Annotated in this window: 12 protein-coding genes; 11 read left to right on the plus strand and 1 reads right to left on the minus strand. The window is 45.1% G+C overall.

Annotation, left to right across the window (positions count from 1 at the left end):
- Positions 1 to 50: 50 nt before the first annotated feature.
- The 11 genes from O3Q51_01200 to bshB1 all read left to right on the plus strand — a co-directional run bounded on the left by O3Q51_01200 (position 51) and on the right by bshB1 (position 10,339).
- Positions 51 to 1,448 (plus strand): MBL fold metallo-hydrolase, encoded by a 1,398-nt coding sequence (locus O3Q51_01200; protein ID MCZ4407407.1) that lies wholly within the window; start codon positions 51 to 53, stop codon positions 1,446 to 1,448.
- Between the two features lie 145 nt (positions 1,449 to 1,593).
- Positions 1,594 to 2,259, plus strand: coding sequence for a heme exporter protein CcmB (locus tag O3Q51_01205; GenBank protein ID MCZ4407408.1), 666 nt, complete (start codon positions 1,594 to 1,596; stop codon positions 2,257 to 2,259).
- Positions 2,260 to 2,274: 15 nt separating this feature from the next.
- Entirely contained in the window at positions 2,275 to 3,315 is a 1,041-nt protein-coding gene (locus tag O3Q51_01210) for a cytochrome c biogenesis protein (GenBank protein ID MCZ4407409.1), read from the plus strand.
- Entirely contained in the window at positions 3,305 to 3,538 is a 234-nt protein-coding gene (locus O3Q51_01215; protein ID MCZ4407410.1) for a CcmD family protein, read from the plus strand. Before O3Q51_01210 ends, O3Q51_01215 begins: the two co-directional genes overlap by 11 nt.
- Positions 3,535 to 3,942 (plus strand): cytochrome c maturation protein CcmE, encoded by a 408-nt coding sequence (locus O3Q51_01220; protein ID MCZ4407411.1) that lies wholly within the window; start codon positions 3,535 to 3,537, stop codon positions 3,940 to 3,942. Before O3Q51_01215 ends, O3Q51_01220 begins: the two co-directional genes overlap by 4 nt.
- Before the next feature lie 7 nt (positions 3,943 to 3,949).
- Positions 3,950 to 6,754 (plus strand): cytochrome c biogenesis protein CcsA, encoded by a 2,805-nt coding sequence (gene ccsA, locus O3Q51_01225; protein MCZ4407412.1) that lies wholly within the window; start codon positions 3,950 to 3,952, stop codon positions 6,752 to 6,754.
- Complete coding sequence (locus tag O3Q51_01230; protein MCZ4407413.1) at positions 6,751 to 7,536, plus strand: DUF2520 domain-containing protein; 786 nt, start codon at positions 6,751 to 6,753, stop codon at positions 7,534 to 7,536. Before ccsA ends, O3Q51_01230 begins: the two co-directional genes overlap by 4 nt.
- Positions 7,520 to 8,044 carry an HAD hydrolase family protein gene (locus O3Q51_01235; protein MCZ4407414.1) on the plus strand — a complete coding sequence of 175 codons (525 nt, stop codon included), beginning with the start codon at positions 7,520 to 7,522 and terminating at the stop codon, positions 8,042 to 8,044. Before O3Q51_01230 ends, O3Q51_01235 begins: the two co-directional genes overlap by 17 nt.
- Positions 8,045 to 8,047: 3 nt before the next feature.
- The gene (locus O3Q51_01240; GenBank protein MCZ4407415.1) at positions 8,048 to 9,043 is read left to right on the plus strand and encodes a geranylgeranylglycerol-phosphate geranylgeranyltransferase; all 996 of its coding nucleotides are present in this window, start codon (positions 8,048 to 8,050) and stop codon (positions 9,041 to 9,043) included.
- A 22-nt stretch (positions 9,044 to 9,065) separates the two neighbouring features.
- A complete protein-coding gene (locus O3Q51_01245; GenBank protein ID MCZ4407416.1) occupies positions 9,066 to 9,620 on the plus strand; it encodes a Maf family nucleotide pyrophosphatase in 555 nt (184 codons plus the stop codon).
- Positions 9,617 to 10,339, plus strand: coding sequence for a bacillithiol biosynthesis deacetylase BshB1 (bshB1, locus tag O3Q51_01250; protein MCZ4407417.1), 723 nt, complete (start codon positions 9,617 to 9,619; stop codon positions 10,337 to 10,339). The genes O3Q51_01245 and bshB1 overlap by 4 nt, the downstream gene beginning before the upstream one ends.
- Here bshB1 and O3Q51_01255 read toward each other — a convergent pair.
- A complete protein-coding gene (locus O3Q51_01255; GenBank protein ID MCZ4407418.1) occupies positions 10,336 to 12,432 on the minus strand; it encodes a cation-translocating P-type ATPase in 2,097 nt (698 codons plus the stop codon). The two genes, bshB1 and O3Q51_01255, sit on opposite strands and share 4 nt — an antisense overlap.
- Positions 12,433 to 12,540 lie beyond the last annotated feature (108 nt).

The following is a 12,540-nucleotide window of genomic DNA, read 5'->3' on the forward strand; positions in this document are numbered from 1 at the left end:
TTTTCCGAAGGTCGTAATTCCTTTAATTATCTTTAAGAAAACTCTACTTTTTGAAGATACATTTTAAGGGTGCAGCAGGCACCGTAACTGGCTCCAAGCATCTTTTGGAAACTGACAAAGGACTTAAAATTCTGCTTGACTGCGGTCTCTATCAAGGCAAAGAATCGGGCTCAGGCAAGGAAAACAGGCATTTTGGCTTCGACCCTCAGGCCATTGATATGGTCTTTTTGTCGCATGCCCACATCGATCATTCCGGTTTGCTGCCGCGATTGGTAAAAGAAGGATTCAAGGGCAAGATCTATTGTACCGAACCCACGCGCGCTTTGTGCGAAATCATGCTGGCCGATTCGGCGCATATTCAATTGGCTGACTTCCGTTATGAGTCAAAGAGATCCATTTCAAGGGAAGACGATGAGCCGCTCTATACCATTGAAGATGTGGTGAAAACCATGAACCTTTTCAAGCCGCTAGCCTACGATGAATGGCTGACGATTCACGAAGATGTTACCGTTATGTTCACCTATATCGGGCATATCTTGGGCAGCGCCTGTGTAAACCTGAGAGTGCGAGAAGGGAAGAAAACTCACCGTATTGCCTACACAGGCGATATCGGAAGAACAGATCAACAAATCATTAGAGGCCGCGAACCTTTTCCTCAGGCTGAGGTCATTCTCTGCGAAAGCACCTATGGCAATCGTCTGCATGACGATCAGCAGATTAGTGAGCAACGGCTGTTGGAAATTGTAAATGAGACCTGTGTTCAAAAAAGGGGTAAGCTCATTATTCCAGCCTTCAGTTTGGGGAGAACACAAGAGATCGTACATAGCTTGGATAGATTGGAGACCGCAGGTAAACTGCCTGCCATCAAAGTGTTTGTGGATAGTCCGCTGAGTACGAACGCTACCGAAATTGTTCGATCCTTTCCTGAGCAGTTCAATGACCGACTTTTAAAATACATGGAAAAGGATGCCAATCCCTTTGGTTTTTCAAGGCTTTATTACGTTCGGGATGTGAAGTACTCCAAGCAAATCAACACCTTAAAAGAACCCTGTATCATCATCTCTGCCTCCGGGATGGCAGAGGCAGGAAGAATTTTACATCATTTAGCCAATAATATTGAAGATAAAAACAACACGGTTCTCTTCGTTGGTTATTGTGAGCCGAACACACTAGGTGGAAGACTGCGCGCCGGTGCAGAAAAAGTGTGCATTTACGGAGTGGAGCATCAGGTGAAGGCCAAAATAGAAATCATGGATTCGTACAGCGCGCATGGTGACTACAAAGAAATGATTGAGTACTTGAGTTGCCAGCAGGCGCATCTGATCAAGCATCTTTTCTTGGTTCACGGTCGAGATGAGGTTCAACAAGAGTTTAAAGGCCACCTCGAACAAGCGGGTTTTCACCACATCTCCATTCCGAAAAAAGGTGATGTGGTGGAGTTGAGTTGATGATGAAATGTCGGAATATTCAATACCCGCTATTTCTGTCTTAGTTCTTCGTCTATGAAAGACGGTAGTTTCGGCTTCGCTCAACCACCTTGAATTTTCTCTGAATTCCCAATACCCTATACCATTCCCTATCTTAGCCCCCGAAATGTGGAGCGAAGCAAAAGCGATCCTTGCTAAAGACCTGAGAATGGAGTGGCGACAGCGCCATGCCATAGGTAGTGTGTTTCTGTACATAATCGCCTCGGTATTTGTAGCTTACCTTGGCTTTCGCCAAATAGCGAGTGTACCTGTTTGGAATGCGCTGTTTTGGATCATTGCTCTTTTTGCGGCATTCAATGCTGCCTCGAGGAGTTTTGCTTCCGAGAATGAGGGTCGACGACTTTACCTGTATTCTCTTGCCAGTGCCGAAGCGGTGGTGATCGGCAAAATGGTCTACAACGCCATCTTACTCTTGGTGATGGTCTTCGTGGGTTTTGCGATATACGCTCTCATGTTAGGAACTTCTCCTTTGGCGGAAGCCAATTGGGGTGCCTTGATTTTGGCCCTTGCTTTGGGAGCTGTCGGGCTTGCATTTACGCTTACTCTGGTTTCAGCTTTGGCTTCCCAAACGGATAATAACCTCGGGATGATGGCCATATTGGGCTTGCCGGTGATCCTCCCGCTTTTGCTCATTCTCATTCGTTTTTCAAAGAATGCCATCGACGGAATTGCCTGGTCGGTAAATGCCATCTATGCTTTGCAATTATTGGCGGTTCTTCTCCTTTCGGTTGGACTCTCCTATATACTTTTTCCGTACCTTTGGCGCGAATAATCGGCAGGAAGATTTATGTCAATTGCTTGGTGGAAGTGGCTCTCAGCACTTACCGTACTCACAACACTTATAGTCGGACTTAAAGCACCTTTATCTCCAGGGATTCCCGCGGTCAGTCCTGACAAGCTTGATTATGGTGCTACCTCTGTTACCATTACGGGGTACAACACGCATTTCGAAGAAGCTTCATCATCGCTGCAAGTTTGGCTGAAAAACGGTGATGCCATTTTTTGTCCCTACGAAATGGCTGTTGTGGATGAAAACACCATGCGGGCCAGCTTTAGCGTAACGGAAGTTATCGACGGTGCATTCTTCGATCTTTACGTCAATAACGATGTAGATGGAACACTTCACTTGCCTATGGCTCTGCTGCAGAGCGGAATGGAAGTGGGACTCAATCCTGACAAGACCGAAGATTGCCTAAAGGAAATTACCGTTACAGAAGCCGCAGCTTACGATTTTCCCAATCAGCCCATACTGAATGAAACGATCAGAAACCTCCTTGTTCACGTACCGAGTTGGTTTGCCATGATTTTCGTGATGTTGCTTTCGCTGATTTACAGCATTCGCTTTTTGAATTCCTCCAAAATGGACTTTGATAACAAGGCTGAAACAGCTGCTCACGTGGGGTTGCTCTTTGCCTTTATCGGATTGGCAACGGGAAGTATCTGGGCGCGATTTACATGGGGAGCTTGGTGGGTGAGCGATCCGCGACTAAACGGGGCGGCTCTCGGTGTGCTGGTTTACCTGGCCTACTTTGTACTCAAGTCGTCGATCAACGACAAAGAAAAATCGGCTCGACTCGGAGCGGTTTACAATATTTTTGCCTTTACAATGATGATCCTTTTCGTCATGGTGCTTCCGCGAATGACCGATTCACTCCATCCCGGCGTAGGAGGAAATCCGGCTTTCAGCCAATACGATCTTGATGACAATCTCCGCTTGGTTTTCTATCCGGCCGTGATCGGATGGATCGGGATGGCTGTTTGGATTTTCGATGTGAGGTACCGAATGACGAAATTGCGGTTTCGTGAATTATTAGGAAATGAAGAGTAAACATATATCCCTTTTTCTTGTCTTATTGACAGGTTTATTTTCCGCAACTGCGATAGCCCAGACGGGCACTGACTGGTTGGAAAATACAATGTTTTCAAGTGGAAAAATAAACGTGGTAGTAGCAGTGGTGAGTGTCGTATTTATACTCATCGTAGTCTACCTTATTTCGATAGATAGGAAGTTGAAGAAGTTGGAGAAGAGTGATAAAAACAAATTGAAATGAAAAAGACACACATCATAGCGATCGTCTTTATCGCAGTAGCCATTGCTTTTATGATTGGCTCGGTGAATGATTCGAGTTCTTACGCTGATTTTAGCGAAGCCTTTGAGAATCCTCAAAAGGAGTATCACGTGGTAGGTGAATTGGATCGTTCGGCTGAGATTGCTTACAACCCGGAGGTCAATCCCAATATCACCAAATTCACGATGGTGGATAAGCAAGGTGAGCGAAGAAAAGTAGTTTTGAATAAATCAAAGCCCCAGGATTTTGAGCGCTCAGAGAGTGTAGTGCTCATTGGTAAGGCCAATGGTGATGAATTTCACGCTACGGAAATGCTCATGAAATGCCCTTCGAAGTACAAAGAAGAAGGAAAATTCGAATTGGAGGAAACCGCTTCCAAAGACTAAATAGACGATGATAGAATACCTGGGAGAGCACACCTTAATCGGAAGGCTCGGAGAAGTATTTGTGTCCACTTCATTTGCGGCAGCATTTCTTGCGGCCATCTCTTATTTCATTGCCAGTCGTTCGGAAAATGACGCTTATCGTCGAATGGGAAGGGCTGCATTCAGGCTGCATTCGGTGGCATTGATTGCTACGGCTGTCACGCTGTTTATCATGCTCTTCAATAAGTACTTTGAGTACGATTACGTATGGAAACACGCCAATCGCGACATGCCGTTGCGGTATATATTCTCTGGTTTTTGGGAAGGACAAGAAGGTAGCTTTATTCTGTGGAGCTTCTGGAATGTGGTGCTGGGAAACATCTTGTTGCTGACTGCCAAAAAATTTGAAAATCTGACCATGATGATGGTCTCTATTTTTCAGATGCTCATCGGTAGCATGATTCTGGGTGTCTATGTCCTTGACTTTAAATTGGGAAACAGTCCATTTGACCTCATTCGCGAATTGCCCGAGAATGTAGGCCTGCCTTGGACACAAATGTCCAACTACCTCGAGCGTATCCCCAGCTTCAGTGATGGACGCGGGATGAACCCGCTTTTGCAGAATTACTGGATGACCATCCATCCACCTACACTTTTCTTGGGTTATGCATCTACTTTGTTTCCTTTCGCCTTCGCCATTGCCGGATTGGCTTCGGGCAAGTTGAAGGAATGGATTAGACCAGCTATTCCATGGGCCTTTTTCAGTGTGTCCGTTTTGGGAATCGGAATTCTCATGGGTGGAGCTTGGGCATACGAAGCATTGAGCTTTGGTGGATTCTGGGCCTGGGATCCTGTTGAAAATGCCTCCTTAATTCCTTGGCTTACCTTGGTTGGAGCTGCTCACGTAATGGTGGTCAACCAAAGAAAGAATCGTTCGCAATACACCGCGCTTTTTCTCACATTGATCACTGCCATTTTGGTGATGTACGCCTCCTTTTTGGTGCATTCAGGAGTTCTTGGAGATACGTCTGTACACTCTTTTACCGACGATGGATTGATGAAACAGCACTTATTTATTCTACTGTTTCTGGTTGCATTGTCTGCAACGCTTATGTTATTTGAGACTCGTCTACGACTTGTCTACCTCGCGGGAATAGTCGTTCTCATCATTGCTGGTTGGGCCTTGGAATTGAAAGTTGCGGCCATCGTTGCTTTCTTGATCATGTCGGTAATCATGCCCATTCTCGCCTACAAAAAGTTCTTTGTCAAACCGGAAAAAGAAGAGCCACTATGGAGTCGGGAATTTTGGATTTTCATCGGATCGATGGTGCTTTTGCTTTCGGCAGCACAGATTGCTTTGGAAACGTCGAAGCCAATTTGGAATATTCTCGCCGAGCCTTTTGCAGGGCCGCTCATGGATATTTACTCTGTTACGAAAATCGAAGGACTGAAATCGCTCGCCGAAGGGAAACTAGCTCCTAATAGTGATCGAATCAATCACTTCAATAAGTGGCAGATTCCATTTGCTTTTGTGGTCACATTCCTCATTGCATTCACTCAATTTTTACGATACGGAAAGAGCAATTTCAAGCAGTTTGGCAAGAAGATTCTTCTCAGTCTTTCCGTATCGCTGCTGATCACATTGGCGGCAGCCACTCAGTTGAGTTACGATGGCGATGAGTTCATTCTATTGATTCTTTTCTTTACCACTGTTTTTGCCGTCTTAGCGAATTTGGATTACGCCATTCGAATCCTTAAAGGCAAATTCAACGCGTCAGGAGCAAGTGTTGCGCATATTGGTTTTGGATTGGTCCTTTTGGGAGCTTTGATTTCCACCTCGCGCAGTGAAAAGATTTCGGAAAATGCCTCGCGTTTTGATATAGAGCAGCTCAGCAATGACTTTAATAACAATGAGGATGTATTGCTATTTAAGCAAGACACGATCATGATGGGCGGCTATTTTGTGAGTTACAAAGAGCGGGATAAGCAGGGGCTTAACGTTTACTACAAAGTGGAGTATTTCGATGCCAAGCCCATTACCTACAAGGAAGGCGATCATGTGATAGCTCGCGGAGTGGTAATGCGAGCTAAGGATAATCACGTTCCCGGGCCTGACTTCATTCTCGACCAAAAAGATCATTGGGAAGTGGTAAAAGATCCGCGAGGAATGATGCTGGATTCCATTCCACGATGGACGCAGTATCGCCCTGGCAAAAAGCTATTCGATTTGAATCCCAGAATTCAGTTGAACCCCGAATTTGGAAACGTAGCTGAGCCTTCAACGAAGCGGTACTGGAATAAAGATATATACACACATATACGCTGGGCCGAACTGGAAGTAGACACGGATGCCACAGGGTTCCGCGCAGCCACCGAGCTGAAATTGGGTGTAGGCGATACAGCTTTGGTCGGATCCAACTCCGTACGGCTCAATCAGCTGTCGGTTGTAAAAGACGAGGAGAGAGAAAAGTACCGTATCGCTCCGAATGACTTGGCTGTGAAAGCGCGAATCGGAATAAAAACTGCGGATGGAGAAGTATTTGAAGTGGAGCCTCTTTACATCTTGCGCGATTCCATCTTGCCCGTTCCTGATCCGGTCATTCAGGACGAGTCAGGTGTTCGAGTGAATTTTGATAAGATTGATCCCGTCACGGGAAAACACACCTTCTTCGTGGCCGAACGTTTTGCAAACAGGAAGGAATTTATCGTGATGCAGGCTATCCAATTCCCGATGATCAATATCCTGTGGATTGGCTGTATCATTATGTTTTTAGGAACAGTAATGGCGATTCGTCACCGCATTAGGCTTTCGAAAAAAGGTAAAAAAGCATGAGTCAGTTTGAGTCCATCGCATTAATCGGAAACGGAAGAGTGGCCCATCAGCTTGGTGCCGCTTTGAATGACCAGGGTGTGAACATAGAAGGTGTTTACGGCAGAAATTCAGCTGGAGCTGAGAAACTGGCAGAAAAACTAGATTCAAGAATCATAGACAATTTGTCTGATCTCATTCAAGCTGATTTAATTTTGCTGACCGTTTCTGATGATGCTGTCTCTGAAGTGGCAAGTCAACTGAACCCTAGAAACAAAGGACTTGTAGCCCACACTTCGGGAGCGGTGCCACTCTCTGCTTTGGAAGGTGTGAAGAGAAAGGCCGTTTTCTATCCCCTGCAAAGTTTCTCACTCGATAAGAATATTGTTTGGGAGAATGTTCCCTTTTGCCTTGAGGCGGAAAACGATGAGGACCTGAACGGATTAGGAGAACTAGCTGAGTTGCTTTCACAGCGCATTCACGTTTTGTCTAGCGATCAGCGCAAGAGCCTTCACTTAGCTGCTGTTTTTGCAAATAACTTCGCCAACCTGATGTTTGAGCTTTCGGAAGATCTTTTGGCGAAAGCCGAAATAGACCGCAGCATATTGCATCCGCTTATTTTGGAAACAGCCAACAAGGTACTGATGCAATCGGCAAAAGTTTCTCAAACGGGCCCTGCAGCCAGAGGAGATAAACAGACAATTAAAATGCATCGAGCCCTTCTGGGGGAAGGCAATTCCTACCGTAATATTTACGATCGTCTGACCAACGAAATTTACAATCGCACCCATGAGCAAGAGCTATAAGCAGCGTCTTCACGAGATTACCACACTAATTTTTGATGTAGACGGTGTTTTTACTGATGGAATGGTACTGGTAATGCCCGATGGGCAATTCGTAAGGAGGATGAATTCCAAGGACAGCTATGCCATTCAATTTGCAGTTAAAAAGGGGTTGCGCATTGCCATCATTACCGGTGGAAATTCCTTGGCAGTCAGGGATGGGCTGCATAGCTTGGGAGTAAAACACATTTTTCTTCAAAGCCGAAATAAAGAGGAAGTCTTTGATACCTTTGTCGAAAAGCAGGGCATCACTGCGGAGGAAGTACTTTATATGGGAGATGATATTCCTGATTATCGAGTAATGGAGAAGGCTGGTTTGGCCATCTGTCCGGCAGACGCATCGGAAGAAATTAAGAGCATCAGCGATTATGTTTCGGTGAAGAAAGGCGGACACGGTTGTGTGAGAGATATCATCGAGCAAACCTTGAAGATTCAGGGAAAATGGTTTGATGAAGATGCCCTTGAATGGTAAGTCATGCAAGCATTTCTGCAATTTTTGCGCCTCACGCGTCCGCTGAACCTTTTCATTATCGCACTCACCATGGTGCTGATGAGGTATTTCGTCCTTCGGCCTCTCGTCGAAGTTAATGGCTTCGAACTACAGCTTTCTTTCTGGCAGTTTCTCACTTTGGTGGTGAGCACAGTGCTAATTGCCGCTGCAGGAAACATCATTAACGATTATTTTGATCAGCGCACGGACAGGGTAAATAAACCCAATGACATTATTGTAGGAGTCCATGTGAAGCGCAGGGTTGCCATGTTCGTACATCAGTTTTTCAATTTGATTGGCCTGGCAATGGCGGTTTATCTCGCTTACTCCATTGGCATGTGGAAGCTTAGTATTGTAAGCTTTTTCGCTGCAGCGACATTGTGGTTCTATAGCGTTCAATTTAAGCGTGACTTGATCATCGGAAACCTGCTGATCGCCCTCCTGGCGGGATTGGTACCCATTCTAGTGGGGATTTATGAAATCCCGCTTCTTATAGAAACCTACGGTGAAGAAGTGGTACAGTATTTCAGAATTCAGCGACCTAGCGAAGACCCTTCATTGTACTTCAAGCTCTTGTTCTATTTCATTTTAGGCTACGCGGCTTTTGCCTTTGCGCTCAATCTCATTCGCGAATTGCAAAAGGATATGGCTGATGTAAAAGGAGATGCTAGAATAGGGGCCAGAACGGTGCCTTTGGTTTACGGAATTAAGAACGCCAAGAAGGTGACCGCTGTTTTGATAGTAGCTACTATCATTGCTCTGGTGGTTCTCCAGCAAAAAGTCGTTGACGATCCTTATTCTTTGATTTACATGATGGCTGCAGTTATTCTTCCATTGCTGGCAGGCCTTTGGGTAAATCATCGAGCGGTAAGGCGACCGCAATTCGTGCGAGCGGGAAATTTCATGAAATTGGCTATGCTTGGCGGATTGCTCTACAGCATAGTTCATTACTACATTTACTACGCCAGTGAATTATCTTGATTTAAAAGAAAATAGAATCATCTTGGCTTCAAAATCACCCCGTCGACACGAGTTGATGAAAGGTATGGGGATTCCCTTTGAAGTGAGAACCAAAGAGGTGAATGAAGATTTTGACCCTGCCCTTCAAGGCGCTGAAATTCCTCTTTTCCTCGCGGAGAAAAAAGCAAATGCCTTTAAATCTGATTTAGCGAAAGACGAAATTCTGGTAACCTCCGACACGGTAGTTTGGCTGGGCAATCACGTTTTTAATAAGCCCGAAAATGTGGAAGAAGCGGTAGCTATGATTACCGAACTTTCAGGACGAACGCACGAAGTCATTACGGCGGTTTGTCTTACTACGTCAGAAAAACAAGTTGTGGTGAGTGAAACTACCAAGGTGCATTTCGGCCTGGTGGAGCATGAAGCCATTGAGTGGTATGTGAGTGAATTCAAACCTTTCGATAAAGCGGGTGCTTATGGCATCCAAGAATGGATCGGATACGTGGGGATTGAAAAAATCGAAGGTTCGTTTTACAATGTCATGGGCTTTCCCACGAGATTATTCTACAACGAGTTAAAGAAATTCATTGAGTCATGAAACTGGACATTCTAGCCATCGCGGCTCACCCGGATGATGTGGAGTTGAGTGCTTCGGGCACTATCATCAGGTCTATCAAACAAGGAAAAAAGGTTGGTATCCTTGATCTCACCAAAGGAGAGCTGGGCACGCGTGGAACTGCTGAGTTAAGAGCTAAGGAGGCAGAAGCAGCTTCGGAAGTTATGGGGATTTCCATTCGCGAGAACGTTGGACTGCCTGATGGATTTCTGAACAATGTCAAGGAGCAGCAACTCGCTATCATTCCATTTATCAGGAAATACCGTCCCGACATTGTTTTGGCAAATGCCTTGGCCGACCGCCATCCAGACCATGGAATGGGTGCTGCATTGGCAGCCAAGTCGTGCTTCTTAAGCGGATTGAAAGCGATACCGACTCTTGATGAAAATGGAAATACCCAAGAAGCTTGGCGTCCAAGAGCGGTTTACCATTACATCCAAGATCGCTACATGCATCCCGATTTTGTAGTGGATATCTCTGCTGAGTGGGAGAAAAAGGTAGAGTCGATTCGGGCCTTTTCCAGTCAATTCTACGTTGGGAAAGAAGACAATGAACCTGTAACCCCCATTTCGACTCCGGATTTTATGAAGTTCTTGGAGTCCCGAGCCCGTGATTTCGGTCGCTCTATCGGAGTTCAGTTTGGAGAAGGCTTTGTGGCCGATCGCACAATTGGGATATCTGATCTTTCCGACCTTCTTTAGTCGATTTTCTTCACTTTCAATCTCAAGGAATTTCCGATGACTATGACATCCGAGAAGGCCATGGATAGTGCAGCAACCATCGGATTGAGGAGCCCTACTGCCGCAATGGGTATGGCCAATACGTTGTAAAAGAAGGCCCAGAAGAGATTTTGCTTAATCGTTTTGTAGGTATGCTGAGAAATCTTGTAGGCATCTACCAGAGCTTTCATCTCATCTTTACGCATGAGTACTACTCTAGCCGAATCAATGGCAAGCGATGTGGCACCTTCCGGAGAAATACCCACTTGCGCTCTTGAAAGTGCAGGGCCGTCGTTGATACCGTCACCTACCATCACCACTATTTTTTTCTCAGAAAGAGCTTCTATGTACTTCAGTTTTTCATCTGGTTTCATAGCCGCTTGATATTCGTCAATACCCAGTTTTTTTGCAACTTGGGATACCTTTTTATCTCGATCTCCTGAAAGAATTTTTGTTTCAAGACCTGCTTGTTTGAAGACTGCTACCATTTCTTTAGCACCTTCTTTAATGCTGTCTTCGATATCTAAGCGGCAAACGGTTTTTCCGTTCAACTGCAAAACGAGATCGCTTTTGGCTTCCTCATCTTTTCCGAAGAACACTTTCTCACCTTGAGCTGTCTTTCCTACCATTCCAAATCCTTTGATTTCACGAATGTCATTAATTGACTCAGATTCGACGTCGTCCATTTGACTTACTAAGGAGCGTGCTATGGGGTGGGACGAATGGCTTTCCAATGACTTGATCAGCCCTTTGGCTCTTTCGCCAATCTCGTTATTCTTTAAGTCTACTGAGAATTCTCCTGTCGTAAGCGTTCCTGTTTTGTCGAATAGGATCACATCGGCTTTCGCAAATCGTTCCAGAGTATTTCCTCCTTTGAGGAGAACACCCATTTTAGCTGCACGACCTATTCCGGCCACCACCGCAGTGGGAGTGGCTAGCCCCATGGCGCAAGGACATGATATAACCAGCACAGCAATGGAGTTCATGATCGATTGAGTTAAGCCAATTTCAAAAGCGAAATAGGCGAGTAGGAAAGTCAAAGAGGCTATTCCCAGAACGGCTGGAACGAATATAGCACTGACTTTATCTCCAAGAATTTGGATGTCGGGCTGTTCGCGTCGAGCTCGTTTCACGAGTGAAATGATCTTTTCCAAAGTCGAATCCTTAGCAGTAGCCGTAGCTTCTATTCGACAATTGCCTTCTAAAATAGTAGTACCCGAAAAGAGTGAATCTCCTTTTTGCTTGATGATAACATCGCTTTCACCGGTAATTGCTGATTCATCTACTTCGATCTTACCCGAAAGGATAGTTCCATCTACGGGAACGTGATCTCCATGATTTATTTGCAACTCATCACCGATTTTTACAGCTTTCGGCTCTGTCTCGAAGAGTTTTTCTTTTCCATTAATTCGCATTACGATGCGCGCTACGGCTGATTGTAGCTTGGTTAGCTCACCTATTTGCTCAGAGGTCTTTTTGACGGCTCGATGCTCAATGACATTACCCAAAAGGACCAGCGTAATAATCATCGCGGCTGTCTCGAAAAACATATATTGGTGAATTTCAGGCGTACCCCAATTGATAATTGTTCCAACCAGACTGTAGCAATATGCAGCACTTGATCCAATAAAGATCAGGACGTCCATATTGGCCATACCGCCCTTGATACTGCCCCAGGCAGATTTGCCGAAATGGACTATACCCAAAACAAAAACAGGTGTAGAAAGGGCAATTTGAACGATAGGATTATTAATCCACCAGTCTTGAGGCGCAAACATGTGTAAAAAGAGCGGTAAGGAAAAAGCAAGTGAAAAAATGAATTTCTTTTCGATGCTGCTCAAGCCTTTGCTCATTTTACTCTCATCGTCGCTAGCTACTGAATATCCGAGGCTTTCAATTTTCTTTATCGCCTCGATTCTGGGATGCTCATTGACTAAAGTGAAAGACACTTCTCCATCGCTAAAACTAGCGTGTGCATCTTCGAAGCCTGCTTTCTTCAAGGTCTTGGAAATTCCTGCTGCACAGTTTGAGCATGTCATTCCTTCAACTTTCAATACCACTTCCTCATTTACCATACAACAAAAGTACGGCTTCAAACCATTCTTCTATAAAATGGCGACGAGTCAAAAATGTGTGTGATTTGAACAAAATGAAAGTTATGGTATTATATTTGCGTGTAATAT

It is taken from the genome of Cryomorphaceae bacterium 1068, from assembly GCA_027214385.1.
Classification (GTDB): domain Bacteria; phylum Bacteroidota; class Bacteroidia; order Flavobacteriales_D; family Cryomorphaceae; genus JAKVAV01.